This window comes from Frankia sp. ACN1ag (assembly GCF_001414035.1).
GTDB classification, from domain to species: Bacteria; Actinomycetota; Actinomycetes; order Frankiales; family Frankiaceae; genus Frankia; species Frankia torreyi.
In genome coordinates this window covers 90,512-111,042 of the sequence record NZ_LJPA01000012.1, presented here as the reverse complement: position 1 = coordinate 111,042, position 20,531 = coordinate 90,512, and the positions used below count along the sequence as shown (strand labels likewise).

Genomic DNA, 20,531 nt, shown 5'->3' with positions numbered 1-20,531 from the left:
AGCAGGCCAGCAGCCTGCAGACCCCTCCGGGTGGCGCCCAGACTCGCCTGCTTGGCACGAAAAAAACGCCAGCGGCGGGGCACCTGGCCCCCCACCCGGGTCCCGGTGCTTGCTACTGGCGTGCTTTTCTCGCCTTTCCCCGGTGCTCACCTGCCTGTATTCGGCCGTAGTCGCCTGCCGTCGGCCGCCTTCGCGGGCCGCTCGCCTCCGACGCCCCGACCCGTCACCGCACCCCGAAGGCGCCGGACGGGCGGTGCGCGCCCGAGTCGGCCGACTTCACCATCCGATCACCTCCGTCCGTCGTTTGCGGGATTGATTAACGATACCACGCCGCGCCACATTCGACCATCCCAATTCCATGACTCTTTTCCGACCGTATTTCACCGCGCACACATGGGATATCTCGAGATCGTCAACTAGGCAAGCCATTTTCCATGACTCTTTTCCCGAATTTCACCTAAAGAGTCATGGAAATAGGGTTGCTAGGCGTCGGAATGGCGAGTTACGGTTGTTCCACAACGAAATACGGACCGCCCGGGAAACCGAATCCGGAAACCGAAAATCCAAAAAGAGTCATGGAAAAACGGTTGCTACACCGGAATGCGGATCGTACAGTTTATCCCAGGCGGGAACGTACCCGGAACGGGACCCCGTGAAATACCGGTCCCGGTGGGACGTCGGAAACGCGAAAACGCGTCCGACGGTGCGTATCACACCCCCCTTTCTGTTTGGCCGAGGAGTCCGCGCATGACCGCGCCCCTGACCGTGCCGCAGGCCGTCGCCCAGGACGGCCTTCCCCCGTCCCCCCTGACGCCGGCCCCGGCGGCCACGCCGTGGGTCCCCGAGATTCGCCTGTCCGACACTGCACCCCCGCCGGAGCCACCCGTGACCACGCCCCCGGCCCCCACTCCTGCGGATCGGCTTCCTGCGGGTGCGCTGCGCCGTCAGGTCACCGAGTACCTCGCCGACCACCCCGAGCGCGGATGGACTCCCACGGAGATCGGGATCGCGCTCGGGGGGCGGTCCTCCGGGGCGGTCCTCAACGCCTGCGAGCACCTCCAGGCTCTCGGCCACGCCGAGCTCGTCAGCCCGAAGCCGAAGGCGTTCCGTGCAACGGCCACGACGCGGGAGGCGATCGCCACGATGGCCGTGGTCACCTCCGCCCCCCGCCCGCCGCGACCGGCGGCCCCAATACCAGCCGCGCTGAAGCCTGCCGTACCGACACCGACACCGACACCGGCACCGGCACCGGCACCGGCACCGGCACCGGCGAAGTTCCCCCCGACCCTGCCGGACGGGGGTGTGATCCGTCCGTCCGGGCAGGTGTACCGGCCACGTCAACTCGCGGACTTCAAAGACGTCGAGGCGCTGCGCCGCCTGCGCGACGCGGAGATTCCCGTCCTGCTCTACGGGCCGCCCGGGACCGGCAAGACCAGCCTCATCGAGGCCGCCTTCGGCGACCTGATCACCGTCGCGGGTGACGGCGACACCCAGGTGTCGGACTTCATCGGTGAGTACACCCAGACCTCCGACGGCCGTTACGAGTTCGTCTACGGCCCGCTAATCACCGCCATGCAGGAGGGGAGGGTCCTGTTCGTCGACGACACGACCTTGATCAGTCCGGCGGTGCTCGCCGCGGTCTACCCGGCGATGGACGGCCGTAAGGCGATCACGGTGAAGGCCCACAAAGGTGAGACGATCATCGCCGCGCCCGGGTTCTACATTGTCGGTGGCCACAACCCGGGTGTGCACGGGGCGGTGTTGACGGAGGCGTTGTCGTCCCGGTTCTCCGTGCAGGTCGAGGTCGTCTCCGACTACGACCTCGCCCGATCTCTGAAGATCGACTCCCGGGCGGTACGGGTAGCCCGTAACCTCGCCCGGCAGCGGGCCGCCGGAAAGATCGGCTGGGCGCCACAACTGCGCGAACTGATCGCCTTCCAGAAGATCGCCGACGTATTGGGCACCGAAGCCGCCGCGGCGAACCTTCTCGGAATCGCCCCGGTCGAAGACCGCGACGTGGTCGCTGACGCGGTGAAGAGCGCCTTCGGCTGGCCGGTCAGCCCGCTTGCCCTTGGCAAGCAGATCTGACCCACGCGCCCCCACCCCACAGGTTCGGTCCGGGCGATGCCCGAAGCACCGCCCGGACCGAACCCCGCCACCCCCGAGGAGCCCTGATGTCCGCCGCCCATGTCCACACCGACCCGACCATCCCCGCCCCCGACCCCCACGGCCCGTGGCTCGCGGTCTCCGCCGCTCTCACCTCGCAGGCCCCGACCCTCACCGGCCGTGAAGATCTCATCGTGACCTGCGCACCCGGTGCAGGACGCGGGTCCCCCGGGGTGTTCTTCCCCGCCCTGGCCACCATCGAAATCGACGGTGTCCACCTTCCTGACGGCGTCGACCCCACCACGATCAGCCCGGACCGGCCCAGCGACCGGGACCGCTACCCAGCCCTGTGGGGCGTCTTTATACACGAGGCCGCGCACGCCACCCACACCGTCTGGGCCCCGCCCCCCGGCCAGAACGCCACGCCGGCCGCTGACGCCGCGAAGATCCTCGAGGAGTCACGGGCCGAAGCCGCCCATCTGACCCGCCGGCCCGCCGACCTGCACTGGCTACGTGCCGCGATCAGCCAGATCGTGCTGCCCGCCTTCGCCTCGGACGACCCCACCCCCGCACCCGATCCAGGCGGCCCCGACCTGGCCAACCCCGACTTCGCCAGCACTGCTCCGCCGGCCGTGGGCATGAGCCCGTCCGAGGCGGCCCGCGCCGCCGGTCTGTTGCTCGCCCGCGTCGACACCGGAGTCCTCGACCTCCACGAGACCACCGACCTTGAGACGATCATCGCCGGCGTGCTCGGCGCCGACACCCTCGCGTTGCTCCGCGGGATCTGGGAGACCGCGCACACGGTCGCCGACGACGACGCCGACACCATGATGATCCTCGGTGAGCTGTGGGCCGAAGTCGTCGGCGACACCCCGCCCCCGCCTCCGCACGAGGAGCCCCGGCCGGACGGAACGCCGTCCCCCCTCAGCGACGCCATCTCCGGCATCGTCCGCGAAGTCACCGGCAGCACTGCCCCCACAACCACCAGCCTGCCCGGCACTGCGGCGCTCGCTGCGAGTCGCACCGCGCGGGACTCCGCCCGACGGGCCACCACAGGCGCCGCGAAGGATGTCTTCGGCGAAGGCGGTGGTACCGCAGCGGCCGGACGGGACGAGGAGCCCGACACCTTCGGACCGACCGCGCTACGCGGCAAGCGTCCCCCGACCGACGACGAACACACCGCCGCGCGTCGCCTCGCCCGCACGCTGCGCGACGCCTCTCAGGGCACCCGGGTGTCCACCACGATCACCTCAAAGGTGCCCCCCGGCCGGCTGCGGATGCGCGGCGCTCTCACCGCCGACGCGCAACGTGCCGCCGGAACGCTGCCCACCGCCGAACCGTTCAGCCGCACCCGCCGCCGCCGCGTCCCCAACCCACCCCTGCACCTCGGGATCGCCTGCGACGTCTCCGGCTCCATGAGCGCCTTCGCTGCCCCGGTCGCCTCCACCGCGTGGATCACCGCCGCCGCAGCCGCCCACATCCCCGACACCCGCACCGCCACCGTCATCTTCGGGGAGAAGGTCCGGCCGATCATCTACCCGGGAGCCGCACCCACCCAGGTCACCGAGTTCTACGCGTTCGACGGCACCGAACGGTTCGTCAAAGCCGTCGACGCCCTCACCGGCGCGCTCGACCTCGCCACCGCCAAGGCCACCCGGATGCTCGTCGTCATCTCCGACGGCGAATTCACCGCCAGGAACCTCACCGACGGTCAACAGCGCCTCGACCGGCTCGCCGCCTCCGGCTGCCACCTGCTGTGGATCCTCCCCGGCCCCAGCCCCGACCCGATGCGCGGCGTCCAAGTCGTCACCATGACCAACCCCGCCGACACCGCCACCGCGATCGCCACCGCCATCACCCGCACCCTCACCCACCCCTGACCACCCCCGGGGCGGCGGGCCCGCACCCGTCGCCCCGACCCCACCACCCGACCAGGCTCCACGCCACCGCCGGACAGCCCCACCCGACAGCGCCACCGACCTCGAGGAGCCGACCATGACCGGCCAACCCACCGTCCCTACCGCAACCCCGACCCCCCCGACCGGCATCGCCGTCGCGCAGACACACGACCGGGCGCCCGAGGCCCTCAAGGACCTGGTCGCCACCGTGGGGGTCGCAGCCGAGACCACCGCCTCCCAGNTGGCACACCACCTCGAGCAGGTCGCCGCGCAGATGCTCGCGCTGGCCAAGAAGGTCCGCGCGGGCGAGTCCATCCGGGCCGAGCGGCCACATCCGGACACCGTCACGAGGCTGGCCCTGCAGATCACCGACTACCAGGCCCGCCTCGAAGCATGGGCCGCCGTCACGCAGGCCCTGCCCACGCCGTGAGCCAACCGGCCCTTCCCGCGAGTGGGCCGGTCGCCTCCGGGCCCGTCCCGACCCAGCATCTCGACCGCACCCGGCCCGATCGTCGACACCCCGAAGAGGAGACCGCCATGGACCCGGTCACGCACCGCGTCACCGTCCGCCTCCACGACCAGCCCGGACACCTGCCCGCCCCCGCCGACTTCGCCGTGCCCTACTTCGCCGACGGCTGCCCCGAGCAGATCCCGGACTGGCCTGCCTCCGACGGCCGCTACACCCACCCCCACCAAGACACCGTCTGCCCCGGCTGCCTACCCACCGCCCGCCTCCACGCCCACATCTCCGACCCCTTCCCCGCCCCCGCCAACCAGCCGATGATCTACTTTCTCGGCGCGGCCCCCACTGCGCCCGATGTCCGTGACACCGCAGGCGGCCGCTCCGACCTGCTTCGCCTGCTGCACGCCGCCGGGTTCACCCGCGCAGGCTGGCTTCCCCTCCCCGGCTTCGACCGCCCCTTCGTCGCCGACCATCCGGCCGCCGGCACCCGGGTGATCCTCGACGTCCACGGCGTGGAGCTCTACCTGCGCGATCCCGACACCGGCCGTCCCTTCCACGTCTTCGCCGGCCCCCGCATCGACCTGCCCCTCCTCCACGCCGCTCTCACCGCAGGCGGCCACCCCGCCTGCGACATCTCGGCCCCGACCGTCCCCGTGCTTCCCGCCCGCCCCGCCCGGCGGACGATTTTTGACCGCGGACAACGCCGTGGACCTGATCACCACCGGTGATCAGGTCCACGGGCAGCACTCCGACCTGGGCCTGATCGACGCGCTGCGCGGCGGAGCGATCCTCGCCGCCCGCATGCCCAACGGCACCCTCGCCTTCATCCGCAACCCGCGCTCCCCTTCTCCGCCCGACCTTCACCAGGCCGGCGGCTTGGCCGCCCCCATCGCCCGGCCCACTACCGCGAGGAGCCCCCGCCATGTCCGACCTCCAGCAACGCGTCCTGATCATCATGCGGGACGCGGACAATCCCGCACGCCCCGCCGAACTCGCCTCGACCCAGATGGCCCTCTACTTCCCGGACGGTTGCCCGCCGACCAGGCCGGCCGGTCTGCCGCTAAACGCGCCCTACGCGCCGCACACCGACACGGTGTGCCCCGCGTGCACCGCCTCCTGGTCAATCGACAACCTCGTGTCGGACCCTGCGACGGTCCCCGCCGGCACCCCACCAGCCCTGCGCTTCACCTGGGTGGCGGTGTACGAGAACGACGACACCGCCCCCGACGACTGACCACCGATCCGCCACGGGGGCGGCCACGGCCCACCCATGACCGCCCCCACCCGCCATCCGGCCGGGCTACGTCGACCGGCGCCCGGCCCACGCCGAAGATCCAGACCCGACACCCGCTCGGACGCTGCCCGCCCCAGCCACGGACGAAGGCCCCCGGACTATGACCGCCGAGCCGCCCCGGAGGCGGTCACAGCCCGCCCACGACACCCCGGGGCCTGGCCTCCCCTCACCCCCACGTGCCGGTCAGCCCGCCGAGCGCCGCCCCGGGCGGACCGGCACCACCCACCGGCCCCGCCCTTCCCCCACACCGGGCACAGCCACCACGTTCCCGCACAGGAGCACTGCCATGATCTCCGATCGCGACACCGCACCCACGTCTGGCGGCCATCTCGCCGACGCCGACTCCCACGCCCGCATCGTTCCCGCCGACCTCGACGCGAGCGCCGCCCACGACGCAGCCCCGCAGCCCACGCCCACGACGATCACTGTCCTCGCGGTTCCTGCCGACCCCGCCCGTCCGCACCGTCTCCTCGAGGTGGACCCCGCAGACGACACGGCGCTCAGGGCCCTCTCCGGCGGCGGCATCGAACCCGTCGACCTCGGACGGGCCGGTGCCGTGATGTGGATGGGCGACCCGCCCCTGCCCGAGCACACGCCACGCAACGACCGCGCCACCGCGCTCGCGGCCTTCCATCCCCGATGGTTCCGCGACGACCAGCCGATCCACGGCGACGTCGTCATCACCGGCCTCACCGTCCACGGCCTCGACGACATCGAGGTGACCGACGTGCCCGACGTCTACGCCCGCCTGCTCGACGCCTCCCGCTACCGCGTCCAGGTCAAACGAGAAAGCACTCTGGGCTGGATCAGCCTCGGGGATCGCTACACCGGGCTGGTCGCCGCCTACCAGGCCACCTGCGACCTGGCGGGCGCCACGCGAAGGAGCAGCCGCAGAAGCCGCGTGACGGCCCGCGTCACGCCTGTCGACAGCACGCCGCCACCGCCCGCCCCGTAGCCATCCCGCACCGGGCCTGCGTGGCCCACCACGGCCCGCCCCACCCCGAGCAGAGTTTCCGCGCCACTCCGCCCTCTCCACACCGCGGAAACAAAAGAAATAGACGCTCGATATTTCTTTCCGTGGCGTGCGACAGATCACATTGAGAATCGGTCGGATGCATTGTACGGCCATCGATGATCGAGTTACGTTGTTCGCACCCGATGGAAATCGGCGCAACGCCGCGAATCATTCCCGGGCACGTCGCGTTCCGACGGAAAAACGGAATGGTCGCGAGATTGAGTTCCGGCTAGCGGGATGACGTGATGTCACGCTGGACCGCGCCGAGGGGAACGTCCGGCCATACCCGCCCCTACATGTTTCAGAAGGAGCTATTCCGTGATGCCATCGATTGCTGTTCCCGCCGTTCCTTCGATCGGCGACGCGGGCCGCGAGAGTGCTTCAGCGGACCTCGCCCGGCCCGCCGTGCCCGGATCGGTGACCGTTCCCACCGTCGAGGTCACCCCCACCGATCCCGAGTCCCCGCCGGCCGGGGCCGCATCCCTCGAGCACCGGGTACTGATCACCTACAACAGCCGTGAGGACTACCTCGTGCCGGACACGCACGCCGCCGCCCAGGTGACTCCCTACTTCCCCGACGGCTGCCCTGAGACCGCGCCACCCGGATGGCCCACGGACACTCCCTACGAGGGTCCCCACCTCGAGACCATCTGCCCCGCATGCATCCAGTCCTGGCGTGGCGACTACTTCGTCAGTGACCCGGTCCACGTCCCCGACGGCGTTCCGCTCCTCCTCGGGTTCCCCTGGTCCGCCGAGATCGCGGACACGCGCCGCTGATCCCCTGACGGACGGCGGATCCCCCGCCGCCGCCCGCATACCCGTACCGCGCCCCGTCGGCCAAGCCCCGCACCGGGGTTGCGCCGCAGGGGCGCGGTGTCCGACCGGGGCCGGCCGCCGTCACGGCGCGCATGCTCCCGTCCGCGGGGCCCTCCGGTTCCCGCGTCGCCGTGCCCGCCGTACCGGGCTGCCCCGGTTCCCGTCACGGCGGGCCGGCCGGTCTGCCGGCCCACCCGTCCGGGTACGCACACGGGCCGGGGAAAACGAACCAGACGCCGGTGGCCCTGCATGTCTTTTCCGTCCCCGTACCTGGATGCCGCACTCTTTTGGAGTTGCCTGTGAGTACTGTTCTGACCGCGGTTCTGATTCCGGTGGAAACACACCGTCCGGTCACCGANCCCCGCCTTGACGTCGGCAGCCTTCCGTATCTTTGGGAGGACGTCGGCGGGCCGGCCGAGCGGGTAATTCTGCTCCAGCCGGCTGGCACGCTGTATGTGAACGCCTGGGGCATGCGTTTCGGCCTCCACGCCAATCCGAGAGCGACGTTGCTGGCGGCGGCGGCGAACCCGGTGTGGCGCGGCGGGACGATCGTCGGAGACGCGGTGCTCGTCGGCGCCGCACGCGGCGGTGTGGAAACCTCCGCCGACCCCGCCTACGCACAGGTGCTGCTCGCCTCCGCTGGCAGCAGGTTCGGGGTCGAGCTCTGCGCCCCGCCCGGGGAGCCGGAAGTGCCCTTGCTGCCGCTGGCGTGGACCGACGCTTTCGTCGCCTACGACGACGGTCTGCGTCTCGCGCGCGGCTATCCGCTCTATGCGGTCCGGGTGTGCCTCATCCCCTGACCGGCGTACGAGCAGAAGCCCCTGATGCCCCCGGCAGCGCCGGGGGCATCAGGGTGTGCGGGGGCGGACGGTCAGGAGCGTAGGAGGGGCACGAGGTCGGCCACGGTGGCGATCGGGTGGACGACGCGGCGGCGTGTGCGGCGGGAGCGACGAGATGCCGGTATCCCGGCCGCGTGGGCGGCTGCCCACGCGGCGGGCATGGACTGCAGCGGCCGCAGGTGCCCGTTCCGGCGCGACGTCGCCGACGAACGCGTCGCGGCGTAGCGCGGCCGGCGGGATCGTGCCGGTGGCCGCGAGCAGGGCGGCGGCGGCGAGGGACGCCTCGCTGTCCGGGGTGGGTGGTAGGCGGGTGCCCAGCGGACCGTCAGCGCGGCGGCGTGGGGCCAGGGCAGGCCGGTGTACTCAAAGGCGACGCGCAACTCGTCGAGGAGCGGGTCGCTGCGGCCGGCCGATGCATCATCGGGGATACGGAGGCTGCCGCGGTCACTGTCGCGGGCCTCGATGCGCAGGGTGATCGCCCGGGGGTTCGTCCTCGTGGCCTGGTGTGCGGACGAACGCGGCGTCGCGGGCGAAGTCTTCGATCGTGAGACCGGGGAGTTCCCATCGGACGGCCGCCAGGGCCGCCCGGTGACGTTCGGGATCTTCGAGGACGTGGGTGAGAAACCAGAGGGTGGCGTCCGCAAGTGGCCGGGTTTGGTTCACCCTGGCCGAGCCGGCCAGCAGGCCCAGGACCCGGCCGGCGACCTGCTCGATCACGGCCGGGTCGACCTCGGGCATCTCCTGGGCGATACGGGTGGACAGGATCGGCGCCAGCCGTTCCAGAAGGCTCAGGCTCTGCGACGGGTTCGCCTCGCCGCGGGGCTGGGCGGGGCCGGTTGTGCCCGCCGACCCGTGCTGATCGTCTGGCTGTGGGTGGGATGGGTCTGTCATGGCTGCTCCTCTACCGAGATCGGGGATGGTCCGCGCAGGGCAGGTCGGGTGGTGGTGTGGCGGGGCCGTCCGTGTGAGGGCGCCGTGGGGTACGGCTCGCGGACGGCGGTGGCAGGCAGGCCGGGGCCGGAGAGGTCGTCCGGCCCCGGCGACCGGGGCGTTCAGGGGTCCAGGGAGGTCAGGTCCTGCAGGCGGGTGACGGGGTAGACGGTGAGACCGGCGGGGACCGGTACGAGAGAGGTGCCGGCGGGGGTGGCGAGGTGGCGGAAGCCCGCCTCCCGGACCGTGGGAAGAAACGGCGGCAAAGTCGGGACGGGGTGGACCTGCCCATCGGGTGCGACCCTGCCGACGAACACGACGCGTTGCAGAGCCGCCTGGGAGACGCCGTCCGCGGCGGCGAGCAGGACAGCGGCGAGCGCGAGGTCGGCCTCGGCGCCGGGTGTGACAGGTAGGGGAGAGCGGTGGCCGGTGGTGCGCAGCGGCTGCCAGGTGAGGGTCATCGCGGCGTCGGGCCAGGGCAGGCCGGCGTTGAGGATGCCGGCGCGCACCAGGTCGCGCCGTGCCCATTCCCGCCCGGGAGTGATGAGGGCGGGGTCGCCGTGGCGGACCTCGAGGCGTGCGGTGATCAGGGTGAGCTGATCGGTGGTGGGGGTGAGGGTGGTGGCGTGCAGGACGGTGCGCAGCCGGGTGAGTTCGGCACGGTCGGTAGGCAGACGCAGCAGCGGGTAGGGCAGACCGGCGGCTTCGGCGGGCCGGCGGGCCGCGTCGGTGACCAGGATGATGTCGACGTCGGGAACGAGGAGGAGTCCGCGGATGTGGCCGAGGATCCGCGGGGCGATGTCGGTACCGAGAAACAGGATGTCCCCGGCGGTCAGCTGCAGGTCCTCGTGCCACGGTCCGATGCCCGCCTCCCGGAACGCGTCGCGGAGGCGCGGCTGGTCGGTCAGTCCGACTTTCACCGCGGATCCCCGGTGGTCGGGGTGCGCGCGGCGTGGACAAGGGTCGCGGTGATCTGCTCCGCGGACTCGACGAGCACAGCGGCGTGGTTGCGGATGAGGTGATGGCCGACGGCGCTACGGGAGTCGGTGACAGGGCCGGGGACGGCCATGACGGGCCGGCCGCGGTGGCGTGCGGCGGCGACGCTGACGAGGGCGAGTCCCCGCCAGGTGGTCTCGACGACGACGACACCGGCGGTCAGGAACGCGAGCAGGTCATGGCGGGCGAGGAACCGGTCCCGGCGGCTGGGAGCGTCGGGTGGGACGTCGGAGACGAGCAGCCCGTGCATGCCCAGGGCGTGCCCACGGGCTTGGAAGGCGCGAAGGTCCCGCCCGGCGGCGTAGACGCCGATCGGCGGAGTGTCCATGCGATACGCGGCGGTGAGGGCCTGCTCGTCGCAGCCGAGCGCGCAGGCCGCGACGACGGACCAGCCCGCCGTGGACAGCTCACGGCCGAGCAGCGCGCTGACCTGCGCGCCGTAGGAGGAGGGGTTGCGGGTGCCCAGGACGGCGACCGAGCGGCAGGTGAGCTTCCACAGGTCGGCGTCGCCGTACACCCACAATGCCCACGGGGTGTCCCCGCCGTCCGACGTGCCGTGCGGCGTCGCAGGCCATTCGCGGTCCCCGGGCGTCACGATCCGCCAGCCGGCCCCCGCCGCGGCGGCCTCCACCCCGGCCGGGTCGATCGTCGGGTAGGTGGCGGTGACCTGCTCCCACAGGTCTGTCGCGGGTGGCTGCGCCGCGGGCGAGGAGAGGGAGGCATCGCGGCTGGCCGCGCAGGCCAGGCCGATGCGGGCGGACCGTTCGTCGAGGTCCATGACAGCTCCTTAAGGGAGGGTGACGACAAAAACGGAAAGCGGGGTGGGGGCGAGGCGACCGGCGCCGTGCGTCGACGGCCGATCCACACCCGCCGGGGTGCGGGCCCAGCGCGGGCGGGGTCAGGCGGGGATGACGCGGACCGCCTGCCGGGGCAGAGCCCGGCCGATCCGCAGCCCCTCGGCGTAGGCGAGGAACACCTCCGGCCAGATCGGCCATGGCAGCGGCAGGTGCCGTCCGCCTTCCGGCGGCTGGAACTCCACCCGGAAACGGCTGTTCTCGGCGAGCAGAACATCGCTGTAGTCCGCGGGCACCGAGGTGATCCTGCCGTTCTCCTCGGACGGTCCCACGAGAATCGCATCCCCGCAGATGTACTCACCGCGCCTGCCCGGATTTGCCGCCCTCCGGAGCAGGGTTGCGCGCCGGTTCACCGGCGCCCCCAACCGGTCAGCGTCCTCGCGCACATACAGCGCAGCAGCAGGCCGGAGAAGATCAACTGTCTGAACGTCGCCTCCCACCGTCTGTCGAAGAAATGAGAGATCATCGGCCTGGAACGTGACGGCTTCCAGGGGGCGGCCGGCTTCTGATGGCAGCAGAACACCGGCTATCAGCGCACTCATGAGGACTCCAGAAGAAGACGGAACCGTAAGACGGAAAGGGGGTCTTGATGTGGTGGTCGGTCAGGGGACGGGAACGACCCGTACCTCCACCCCTGGAAAGGCTTCAACAAGCTGGAGACCCTCGGTGTAGGCGGTGAACACCTCTGCCCACTCCACACCGGACAGGAGCCTGCGTCGCCCACCTGACGGGGCCTGGAACTCGACGTGAAACCGGCAGCCGGTCCCGGCGAGCAGAACCTGCGTGTAGTCCACCGGCGCCGAGGTGTCCCAGCCATCGGTGTCCACTGCGCCCACGACCAGTGCGTTCCCGAGCAGCACACCACCCGCCAGGCGGGATTCGCCGCCGCGGTGAGCAGCGTCGCACGCTGATTGAGGGGTAGCCGCAGGTCGATCCCGTCCTCGTTCACGTACATCGTCCCGGCCGGTGCGAGGAGATGGACAGGCTCGATGTTCCCACCGACAATCCCGCGATAGAACGAAAGATCGTCGGCGTGGAACGTCACGGCCTCAGGGGGTCGGTCGAGGTCTGCGGGCAGCAGCACGCCGGTCAGCGATGTGCTCATAGAGACTCCAGAAAGAAGGCGGCCACAAAAAGGCGGGGTGAGGGTTTTCCGTGCGGCGGGTCGCCGACGGTTTCCCGGATGCCCGGCGGATGGCGGGCACCACGGACCGTAACGTGATCGAATCCGGGACAGCAAGCCGAAACGGAAAACAGTCATGAAAACAGGTGCAGTGATTCATGTCACTACCCAGATTGCTGGCTGCGCACACCTATCAGGAGTTACCCCTGAAATGCACCCGGAAAATCCCGTCCACGAGGGGAATACCCATGGAACCCGACCGCGAAATCCCGCCCGCGGCAACACCCGAGAAAACACGGATCCTGGCCGCACTCACCGCCGGCCCGCTCACCGCCACACAGCTGACCGAACGCACCACCATCGCGAAAACAAGCCTCGGCCGCCTTCTGGACGAACTCTGCGGGGACGGAAAGATCCGCAAGGGGAACGTCGACGTGGCCCCGGGCCGGGCCGGACGCCGGCCGGTCCTGTGGGAGCTGGTACCCACCGCGGACACCGACCCGGCCCACATCCCCGACGACACCATCCCCCACGACACCAGTACGGACGCGCCACTCGGCCCGGACGCGGCCACGTCCGACACCGACGCATCGCCGTGCGAGAACGACGCCGTTGCGAACACGGACACCAGCGAACCGGCCAGCGCCTGCGGCCCGCCCGCAGCCGACGACGCCCAGACTCCCGGGCCGGACGAGGCCGACCCGGCAGGGCCGGCGGAGTCCGACGCGGACGGGGCCACGGCGCCCAGCGCGGACCCTGACGCGACTCCCCATGGCCAAGGCGACTCCACCAGCGACATCGACTGCGAGCCGGATACCGGCACGCAGCCCGACGTCGAGCGTCCCGAGCCCGCCCCTACGAACGACCGTGACGCCGACGCAGCGGTGAACGCCGAGGCCACACCCGAGATGAACGTTGACGGCGAGGACCACCCTGACGGCGAACCCGACGCGTCCGGTCAGCCCGACGAAACCGCGGGCAGCACGGGCGGCGGCGCTGCGGTGTGCGCGGCGCTGACGTGCCCGCTGGCGGCCTGCCCCGCCCGGACGGGCATGCCCGCGCCGTCCACGTCCGCTCCCCGACGCCGTGCCCGTCCGACGGCAACAACGACACCGAAGGTCAACAGCGATGGTTCCGCCCGCCTCGCCCCGGGCGAGCTGGGCCGGCAGATCGCCGAGCTTCTCCAGAAGAACCCGCAGGCACAGCTGACCGCCGGCGAGATCGCCCGTGAACTGGGCGGCCGGTCCAGCGGGGCGGTGGCCGCTGCCCTGCCCAAGCTCGTGGACAACGGGCAGGTGAGCGCGGTCAACCCCGGCGGCCGGCCGGCCCGCTACCAGACCGCCCCCGCCGCAGACAAGGTGACATGATCATGCCCCTGCAATACCCGCACACCGACACCGCCGTCCTGACCACCGACCTCGACGGCAGCGAGATCCTCGTCCGCGCCGACACCGACCCCACCCCGAGAATCGTGCTACGGCTGAACGCCCGCTCGACCGGACAGGTCGCCGTCAGCCACCTCACCGCCTACGAGGCGTTGCAGCTCGCGGGAGCCCTACAGAACCTGGCCGGCCGCATCCACCTCGCCAGCCTCCACGTCGAACTCGCCCCCAGGGCGCGCGAGGTCGCTCCCGACCCCGACGAGGAAACCCCACCCGACTGACCGCCGACCACACAAGGGTGTGGTGGTCACGGGCCCGCCCGTGACCACCACACCCTGCCTGCGCTGCCGTCCGGCAGCGCAGGCAACGTCCGGGCATCAGATCCACGCCCGTACGGCCGGATCAGAAGTCGCGGAACACCGTGGCGCATCCGGCTGCGATGATGGACAGCACCTGCACGGTGAGGAGCATCCCCCGGCGGCAGCACCTACCGGATGAATCCGGCCAGGCAGAGCGGCGAGAACAGCCGCCGCCAGGAAGCCGACCAGCTCGACGGCAGCCAGCACCCACATGCCGCGGCGTACCGGCCGCGATCGGAACCGGAACACATCGACAACTTCGCGAGCGACGTGCGTGCACCCCATCGGGGTTCCCCTCCACGAGATCAGCGGCTCCGCCGCGACAACCGAGGTCCGAACCATCCCCACCCGAAGGGCCGTCTCACGTCGGCCTCACCTGCGACCAGGATCCACCGGCCAGCGTGCCCCGCGGGGGATCGCGACAGTCCCGTTGATCTCTACCACCATGTCGGGGCGTCGCTCGGTTGGCCGACGGTCCCAGCGTGCCAGTTGCGGCGGCAAGGTTGGCTGCCGTCGCGCCTTCCGTCCCCCGCCTGCATGCACCCCGTCGTCTCCGTCCGCCATGCCCGATCACCACGCCTACGGTCCTGGATCGGGTGAGGCGAGATCGGCGACGAGCAGTCAACGATGCAGCCGATCCCGGTGAGCAGGCCGAGGGGGAGGTAGCGGCGCGTGTGGACGTGACACGATCAGCATGCTGATCATCGTGTGATACCGCTTCGGCTGGTCGAGGTGGATTCGTAGCGGGTCGCCGATCGTCGGTTGCACCGTCAGCCATGGCGGGACGCTCGTGGTTCGGCTGATCCAGCGCAGCGGCATGGCACACCAGCCCGTTGTCTCGCCGAGGTCGATGGTGAGACGGGCACTGGTCAGATAGAGGATCCCGCGGCCGTGGTTCACCCAGCCGCCGGCGAGCACGCCCGCGGAACGTCGGCGACGTGCGCGCCGCCATACCCAGACCTGGCAGGGTGCGGCCGCATACACGTCCTCGCCGGGCTGGCACCACGCGGGTGAACGTGGCCAGGGCGGCGGGAACCGATCGGCGTCGCGGTGCGTCGGCGCGGCGGTGGTCGTGGTGATGGCTCTGCTCGCCCGATCCCGCGGCGCACCTGGCATCGCCCACCTCCTGTAGCGGGACCTTTGGCGAGTCCCTGGCCCGGCGCGACCCGCCGCCCGCGACTTGCTCACCCGAAGTATCGGGCCTACGTGGGCGCGCCACCCACGGAAAGATCCTTTCTCGCTGTTTCGGTGATGATATTGGCCGTTTAAGATCCCAAAGCGCGTTAAAGTTTGTTTGAGGCGGTTTGCGACAGGTTTCGTCAGCTACTCTGCTCTGTGCCGTGTTGACTCCAGGGCAGGGAGTAACGATCGTGCGCGGACAGTGGTGGCCGTGGTGGGGGATGTTGCTCGTCGCGGCGCTGGCCGGGCTTGTTGTCGCTGCCGGCTGGCCGTGGCATCTGCACGCGGACGGTCTGCGTGGCGTTGCCGCGGCCACCGGGTGGGGCGTGTGGGCAGCCATCGGCGTCGGACTGGCCGCGGCGTTCGCGGTACGACACCTCGGCCCCGTCGCCAACGGCGCTCTCCCGTTGTCGCTCGCGCCCCGTGCGGGGACGGCCCCACGGCGCAGGACGGGCCGAGAACTCACCGTGTTCACGCTCCCGGTCCAGGTCACCAGGTCCCGGCGAATCCCAGAAGACGCCGTCCACGCCTGCACGCAGCCCGCCGTCCGAACCTCGGGAGCCGTCGCCCGACGCTCGGAGCGGTTCGTCCCCCCTCGTGTCCTTCCCTTGGGATCCACGGTGACCCATCCGGGCCGGCATCCGGGCCTGCACCACCACCCGCGCCGGGAGGCGGCCGTCGCCGTGGGCGACGGCGGGTTCTTGCCCGGCGCTCTGGCCGCTGTCCTCCGCAACCCCGACCGGTCGGCGAAAGGCACCACACCGCCGCGCAGCGGGGGACTACGGGTCGCAGCAGGAGTCGGGCCGGCGGGCACGGTGACAGTGGACCTGCTGACACGGCCCGTCTGGGAGATCAGTGGGCCAGGACGCGACGGGGTGATCCGGGCGCTGCTCGCCCAGGTGCTGCTGGCACGCCCAAACCTCGGCAACGGCCCCTGCCAGCTCGTCATCACCGCCGGCCACGCGCAGAACCTCGGACTCGCCGACCCCGCCAGCCTCGGACTCCTGGTAGCCCCGACAACCACCGTCGCGCTACGGCACCTGGCCGCAGAACTCCGCCACCGCGCTNCCCTGGCCGCCACCGTCGGACTGGCCCCCACCGATCTTCCAGGACTACGCGCCGCCCTTCCCGACGAGCCGTTCCCCGCGCTGCTGTTCCTCACCGACCTCGACAACACCAAGCACGGTACGGCGAGGGCAATGCATAGCCTGCTCGCTCAGGCCCACCCCGTCGGGGTCAGCGGGCTGCTCACCGGCGCCGCCCTGACCGGGGTGCATGTCGCCGCCGACGGCTCGCTCCGCGCCGACCGGATTCCGCAGCTGCGCCGCGCCTTCACCCTGACGGCCGCGGCGACCCTACGCCTGCTGACCCCCCGGCCCGCAGGCACCGAGGTGACCATCCCCCTCGTCAGCTACCGGCCCCCACCGCCGCGCGCACTGCCCAAGGGCCCGACACCCCCACCCCCATCGCCGGCCGTCTCACCCGGCGACGGCAACCCCGACCCGCACCACCCACCGGCGGCCATTCCACCGCACACCGACCACCCCCCGCCTCCCTCACGGGTGGCAGGCGACGTGCAGGTGGTCACGTTCGGACGGCCGCATCTCGAACTCGACGGCGTGCCGGTCTACCACGGGCTACTCAGCATGGAGATCGCCGCCTACCTCGCCGTGCACCGCGCCGGCGTCACGACCGCGACGCTCGTCGACCAGATGCTCCCCGACGCCGACCCCGCCCGTGCGAAAGACCAGATCTACCAGGCAGTCCGCCGGTTGCGGGACGCCTGCGGGCAGGCCGCCGGCGGCGCGATCGCGATCGCGAACGGCAAAGGCGGCTACCGTCTCACTCTGCACGGCGGACGCTGCGACCTGTGGGAGTTCCACCAGGCGCTGCACGACGCCAACCACGCCCCCGACGACCCCACCCGGCGCGCCGCCTTGCGCCGCGCCGCCGGCCTGTATCGGGGACGGTTCTGCGGCGACCTTGACGCCCCCTGGGCCGCCGGTCACGCCACCACCCTGGAACACCAGGCCATCGACGCCTACCAGGACCTCGCGGACCTCCTCGCCGACGACGATCCCACCCAGGCCGCCGTCGTCCTTGAACAGGCCCTCACCACCACCGACCCCTCCTCCGAACCCCTCCACACCCACCTCATGCGGCTGCACGCCCGGACTGGGCACCTCACCGAAGTCCGACGCGTCTACGACCGACTCGTCGCCCGCCTCGCCGACCTCGACGCCCAGCCCAGCCCAGCCACCATCGCCCTCCTCCCCCGCCTGCTACGAACCACACGCCCATGAACGACCACGACACCCGCACCGCCGGCCTCAGAAACCTCCGCCGGATCCGGGAACTCTGGACCACACGCGACCCGCCCGCACACTCCACCGACCAGGACGCCGCCCGCGCCCTCGCCGCCGGACCCCCACCGACACCACTGACCCAGGTGCCGCGGTGGTGCTACCCGGGCGAACGGGTCTACGCCTCCACTGTGTGCCGGGCATGGTCCACTCGCGACGACACGCCCGTCACCTCGGCCATCTGGCTCGATCACGGCGAGNGAACCCTCTACCTCACCGACCTGCAGACCATCGTTTTCCTCCAGTCCCCCGGCCAGGCGCTGTGCGTACCGCACCGGATGGTCGCCGAAACGGGGGTCTACCACTCCGACCTTGAAATCGCGATGACCGTCGGCAGCCTGATCCGTCTCCACCTCGACCGGCCCCACGTGCACCGGACCCTCCTCGACCACCTCCGATGGAGCCCTCGCACTCCTCCAACGTTCGAAGACCCACCCCTCCTCTAAAAATCACCGCCCTCTTTCCCTGAGCTGCGAAAAGAGGCCCCTCGCAAACCCCCTTCCGGCTATCAGCAGAGCCATCCTGACCTAATTTTCCCTCCGAGAAGGAGAGCACCCATGGCCGACTGGAGTCCGTCCCCCTGGAAATCCGACGACGGCGTTTCCTGGCGCCTCGTCGCCGCACTCGTCATCCTCACCGCCGTCGTCTCTATCGCCGCCGGATCCTGGCTCGGATGGATCAGCCACGCATACTTCTGACACAGGCCGGCCGGCTCACCGAGCACGGCCGCACCAGCGAAGCCGACACACAGCGCAGAACACCATCGCGCGAGTCGTCGCCGACGCCGACAAGCCGGTGGCCCGCCACCCTGAGGGCCGAGGTAGCGGGCCACCGGCCAGCGCCGCGAGCCGCAGCAGGAGGTCCACCTGGTTCCCCCTAGGCAGGGGCGCGCCGGCCCCGTCCGCGCTTGTCTGCGGCTGGCGTCCGGCCAGCACAGCCGCCCCGGGATGGCCTTCCCCTGGCCCGCGAGGCGGTCCCTGCGCCGCGAGCGGGGTGCGCATGGCGGCCAGGGCGAGGGCGCTGGCGGTGACGGAGGCGGCGAGGATGGCGGTGGCGGCGCCTTCGGTCTGGTCGGGGTTGGGCAGGGCGAGGGTGGCGATGAGCAGGCTGACGGTGTAGCCGATGCCGGCGAGCAGGCCGAGGGGGATGAGGTGGCGCCAGCGGACGCCGTCGGGTAGCCGGGCGAGGCGGAGGCGGACGGCGAGCCAGGCGCCGGCGGGGACGCCGAGGAGTTTGCCGGCGAGCAGGCCGAGGGCGACGCCGCGGCTGATCGGGTTGGTGACGACGCCGAGCAGCGCGGACGGGGCGAGGGACACGCCGGTGGCGGACAGGGCGAACACGGGCAGGATCACGGCGGCGGTGATCGGGCTCAGGCGTCGTTCGAGGCGGATGGCGGGGGCTTCGGTTTCGTTCGGGTCGGGGTGGACGCGGACGAGTAGGCCGAGGGCGACGCCGGCGACGGTGGCGTGGATGCCGGCGGCGTGGACGCTGGTCCAGGTGGCGGCGGCGAGGGGGAGGTGGAGCAGGGGTGAGTCCCATCGCCGCCGGTGGGCGAGGGCGACGGTGGCGAGCAGGGCGGCGGCGGTGGCGAGCCAGGCGGGGTTGATGCCGTGGCTGAAGCCGACGGCGATGAGCAGGATGCCGCCGAGGTCGTCGGCGACGGCGAGGCCGAGCAGGACGGTGCGTAGGCCGGTGGGGGCGCGGGGGCCGGCGAGGGCGAGGACGCCGAGGGCGAAGGCGATGTCGGTGGCGACGGGGATGGCCCAGGCGCGGCCGGCGCCGGGGGCGTGGTGGGTGAGGGCGAGGCAGATCAGGGCGGGGGCGAGCATGCCGCCGGCGGCGGCGGCGACGGGGAGGGTGGCGCTGTGGCGGTCGGCGAGGTCGCCGATGGTGAGTTCGCGTTTGAGTTCGAGGCCGACGACGAAGAAGAACACGGCGAGCAGGGCGTCGGCGACCCACTCGGTGACGTGCAGGTGGTTCAGGTGTAGCCAGGGTGGTCCGAAGCCGGCCTGGGCGGACCACACGGTGTGGTAGGCGTGCGGTGCGGTGTTCGCCCAGATCAGGGCGGCAACCGTGCAGGCGGCAAGGAGCAGGCCACTGGTGGTCTCTGCCCGCAGGAACGTGGCGCATCTCCTGGTGGTCGGGCGCGTCATGGCGCCGGCGATGTTGTTGGGACGGCTGTCCATCCGATGTCGGTGGGACGCAGCCGGGTGGCGTCGTCGGTGCAGGCCCAGAGCCGTCCGCAGGCGGCCAGCGCCGCGAGCCGCAGCAGGAGGTCCACCCGGTCGACCCGACTGGTCCGCGTGTCGAGGAACGCGGCGATCTGCGATGCGGATGCCTTGCCTGTCTGGAGCTGTGCTGTGACCACCGCCGCCCACAGCTCGCTCGGGCTGACCTCGTCGAGCGGGCGGGCGCCTGTGGCCGGCGCCGCGACAAGCTGCGGCTGGCAGGCATAGGCCCGGACCGCCGTGGGGTAGCGGGCGAGCAGGCCCAGCACGGCGAGGAGGTCCAGCCAGCGGCCCACCTGGATGGCCGTCGCCGCCAGGGCAGCCGCAACCGGCCCGGCGGAGAACATGCCCGCGTGAGCCGTGCGGGCCGCCGTCACAAGCAGCGATGCCCGCAGAGCCTGGACAGATACCTGCCCGATGTCCTGGACCGTCACAGAGCCCGCCAGTGCCGAGGCGGCCAAGCCTCGCCGAGGACCCGACAGCCAGCGACCCGCTGTGAGACCTCCGCCGCAGGCACAGGCTGTGGGTGCGGCACGCGGTCACCACCCCGCGTGCCGCACCCCGGCTCCGTCCCTAGGCAGCGGAAGGGGCCAGCTTGGTGGCGGCAGGGGTGCGGTCTCACTGCCCCGGGCTTTCCCGCACGGCGTTGATCGCCTCCCGGCCGACGTCGGTGAACCNCAACCCCG

General features: G+C 71.5%; 19 protein-coding genes. 11 read left to right on the top strand and 8 right to left on the bottom strand.

All coding sequences use genetic code 11. The features are described 5' to 3' along the window. Window positions 1–747 precede the first annotated feature (747 nt). From UK82_RS12950 to UK82_RS12915, 7 genes are all read left to right on the top strand, one after another. A complete protein-coding gene (locus UK82_RS12950) occupies window positions 748–2,088 on the top strand; it encodes an AAA family ATPase (protein ID WP_083507172.1) in 1,341 nt (446 codons plus the stop codon). A gap of 86 nt (window positions 2,089–2,174) precedes the next feature. Beyond that, complete coding sequence (locus UK82_RS12945; protein WP_055407376.1) at window positions 2,175–3,986, top strand: VWA domain-containing protein; 1,812 nt, start codon at window positions 2,175–2,177, stop codon at window positions 3,984–3,986. A 555-nt stretch (window positions 3,987–4,541) separates the two neighbouring features. Beyond that, window positions 4,542–5,195 (top strand): hypothetical protein, encoded by a 654-nt coding sequence (locus UK82_RS12935; RefSeq protein WP_055407372.1) that lies wholly within the window; start codon window positions 4,542–4,544, stop codon window positions 5,193–5,195. 194 nt (window positions 5,196–5,389) lie between these two features. Beyond that, on the top strand, window positions 5,390–5,701 hold the full coding sequence (locus UK82_RS12930) for a hypothetical protein (protein WP_055407371.1): 312 nt from the start codon (window positions 5,390–5,392) through the stop codon (window positions 5,699–5,701). 346 nt (window positions 5,702–6,047) lie between these two features. After that, window positions 6,048–6,716: a hypothetical protein gene (locus UK82_RS12925; protein WP_055407370.1), complete on the top strand. Its 669-nt coding sequence runs from the start codon at window positions 6,048–6,050 to the stop codon at window positions 6,714–6,716. 381 nt (window positions 6,717–7,097) lie between these two features. Continuing rightward, a complete protein-coding gene (locus UK82_RS12920) occupies window positions 7,098–7,553 on the top strand; it encodes a hypothetical protein (RefSeq protein ID WP_152989884.1) in 456 nt (151 codons plus the stop codon). 398 nt (window positions 7,554–7,951) lie between these two features. Further along, window positions 7,952–8,392, top strand: a 441-nt coding sequence (locus tag UK82_RS12915) for a hypothetical protein (RefSeq protein ID WP_236705870.1), incomplete at its 5' end; no start/stop codon positions are given. Window positions 8,393–8,875: 483 nt separating this feature from the next. Here the strand turns inward: UK82_RS12915 and UK82_RS34350 are convergent. From UK82_RS34350 to UK82_RS37525, 5 genes are all read right to left on the bottom strand, one after another. Then, window positions 8,876–9,322, bottom strand: a complete 447-nt coding sequence (locus UK82_RS34350) for a hypothetical protein (protein ID WP_201784185.1) — start codon at window positions 9,320–9,322, stop codon at window positions 8,876–8,878. Between the two features lie 161 nt (window positions 9,323–9,483). Further along, window positions 9,484–10,281 (bottom strand): hypothetical protein, encoded by a 798-nt coding sequence (locus UK82_RS12905; RefSeq protein WP_055407367.1) that lies wholly within the window; start codon window positions 10,279–10,281, stop codon window positions 9,484–9,486. Next, a complete protein-coding gene (locus tag UK82_RS12900) occupies window positions 10,278–11,135 on the bottom strand; it encodes a DNA-processing protein DprA (RefSeq protein ID WP_055407365.1) in 858 nt (285 codons plus the stop codon). The genes UK82_RS12905 and UK82_RS12900 overlap by 4 nt, the downstream gene beginning before the upstream one ends. Before the next feature lie 120 nt (window positions 11,136–11,255). Next, on the bottom strand, window positions 11,256–11,753 hold the full coding sequence (locus tag UK82_RS31355) for a DUF3846 domain-containing protein (protein WP_083507169.1): 498 nt from the start codon (window positions 11,751–11,753) through the stop codon (window positions 11,256–11,258). Window positions 11,754–11,813: 60 nt separating this feature from the next. Next, the gene (locus UK82_RS37525) at window positions 11,814–12,047 is read right to left on the bottom strand and encodes a hypothetical protein (protein ID WP_236705869.1); all 234 of its coding nucleotides are present in this window, start codon (window positions 12,045–12,047) and stop codon (window positions 11,814–11,816) included. Between the two features lie 535 nt (window positions 12,048–12,582). On the opposite strand from UK82_RS37525, the gene UK82_RS12885 reads away from it, so the two are divergent. Next, window positions 12,583–13,701 (top strand): MarR family transcriptional regulator, encoded by a 1,119-nt coding sequence (locus UK82_RS12885; protein ID WP_055407359.1) that lies wholly within the window; start codon window positions 12,583–12,585, stop codon window positions 13,699–13,701. 2 nt (window positions 13,702–13,703) lie between these two features. Further along, on the top strand, window positions 13,704–13,997 hold the full coding sequence (locus tag UK82_RS12880; RefSeq protein ID WP_055407358.1) for a hypothetical protein: 294 nt from the start codon (window positions 13,704–13,706) through the stop codon (window positions 13,995–13,997). Window positions 13,998–14,696: 699 nt separating this feature from the next. On the opposite strand, the gene UK82_RS32730 is transcribed toward UK82_RS12880, so the two are convergent. Beyond that, window positions 14,697–15,191 carry a hypothetical protein gene (locus UK82_RS32730; protein WP_152989882.1) on the bottom strand — a complete coding sequence of 165 codons (495 nt, stop codon included), beginning with the start codon at window positions 15,189–15,191 and terminating at the stop codon, window positions 14,697–14,699. Between the two features lie 1,262 nt (window positions 15,192–16,453). Here UK82_RS32730 and UK82_RS42660 point away from each other — a divergent pair. Beyond that, complete coding sequence (locus UK82_RS42660) at window positions 16,454–17,557, top strand: BTAD domain-containing putative transcriptional regulator (protein WP_396230549.1); 1,104 nt, start codon at window positions 16,454–16,456, stop codon at window positions 17,555–17,557. A 617-nt stretch (window positions 17,558–18,174) separates the two neighbouring features. Continuing rightward, window positions 18,175–18,315 (top strand): hypothetical protein, encoded by a 141-nt coding sequence (locus UK82_RS33635; RefSeq protein ID WP_161849115.1) that lies wholly within the window; start codon window positions 18,175–18,177, stop codon window positions 18,313–18,315. Window positions 18,316–18,330: 15 nt separating this feature from the next. Here UK82_RS33635 and nhaA read toward each other — a convergent pair whose 3' ends face one another. After that, on the bottom strand, window positions 18,331–19,803 hold the full coding sequence (gene nhaA / locus UK82_RS12860; protein ID WP_236705868.1) for a Na+/H+ antiporter NhaA: 1,473 nt from the start codon (window positions 19,801–19,803) through the stop codon (window positions 18,331–18,333). Continuing rightward, window positions 19,767–20,279, bottom strand: coding sequence for a hypothetical protein (locus tag UK82_RS12855; RefSeq protein ID WP_152989880.1), 513 nt, complete (start codon window positions 20,277–20,279; stop codon window positions 19,767–19,769). Before UK82_RS12855 ends, nhaA begins: the two co-directional genes overlap by 37 nt. Window positions 20,280–20,531 lie beyond the last annotated feature (252 nt).

Excerpts from the sequence above, each read along its gene's own strand:
- UK82_RS31355 (WP_083507169.1), bottom strand. The coding sequence starts at position 11,753 with ATGAGTGCGCTGATAGCCGGTGTTCTGCTGCCATCAGAAGCCGGCCGC.
- UK82_RS12935 (WP_055407372.1), top strand. The coding sequence starts at position 4,542 with ATGGACCCGGTCACGCACCGCGTCACCGTCCGCCTCCACGACCAGCCC.
- UK82_RS12945 (WP_055407376.1), top strand. The coding sequence starts at position 2,175 with ATGTCCGCCGCCCATGTCCACACCGACCCGACCATCCCCGCCCCCGAC.
- UK82_RS12920 (WP_152989884.1), top strand. The coding sequence starts at position 7,098 with ATGCCATCGATTGCTGTTCCCGCCGTTCCTTCGATCGGCGACGCGGGC.
- UK82_RS42660 (WP_396230549.1), top strand. The coding sequence starts at position 16,454 with ATGCATAGCCTGCTCGCTCAGGCCCACCCCGTCGGGGTCAGCGGGCTG.
- UK82_RS12925 (WP_055407370.1), top strand. The coding sequence starts at position 6,048 with ATGATCTCCGATCGCGACACCGCACCCACGTCTGGCGGCCATCTCGCC.
- nhaA (WP_236705868.1), bottom strand. The coding sequence starts at position 19,803 with ATGGACAGCCGTCCCAACAACATCGCCGGCGCCATGACGCGCCCGACC.
- UK82_RS12885 (WP_055407359.1), top strand. The coding sequence starts at position 12,583 with ATGGAACCCGACCGCGAAATCCCGCCCGCGGCAACACCCGAGAAAACA.
- UK82_RS12930 (WP_055407371.1), top strand. The coding sequence starts at position 5,390 with ATGTCCGACCTCCAGCAACGCGTCCTGATCATCATGCGGGACGCGGAC.
- UK82_RS34350 (WP_201784185.1), bottom strand. The coding sequence starts at position 9,322 with ATGACAGACCCATCCCACCCACAGCCAGACGATCAGCACGGGTCGGCG.
- UK82_RS12950 (WP_083507172.1), top strand. The coding sequence starts at position 748 with ATGACCGCGCCCCTGACCGTGCCGCAGGCCGTCGCCCAGGACGGCCTT.
- UK82_RS32730 (WP_152989882.1), bottom strand. The coding sequence starts at position 15,191 with ATGCCAGGTGCGCCGCGGGATCGGGCGAGCAGAGCCATCACCACGACC.
- UK82_RS12900 (WP_055407365.1), bottom strand. The coding sequence starts at position 11,135 with ATGGACCTCGACGAACGGTCCGCCCGCATCGGCCTGGCCTGCGCGGCC.
- UK82_RS33635 (WP_161849115.1), top strand. The coding sequence starts at position 18,175 with ATGGCCGACTGGAGTCCGTCCCCCTGGAAATCCGACGACGGCGTTTCC.
- UK82_RS12880 (WP_055407358.1), top strand. The coding sequence starts at position 13,704 with ATGCCCCTGCAATACCCGCACACCGACACCGCCGTCCTGACCACCGAC.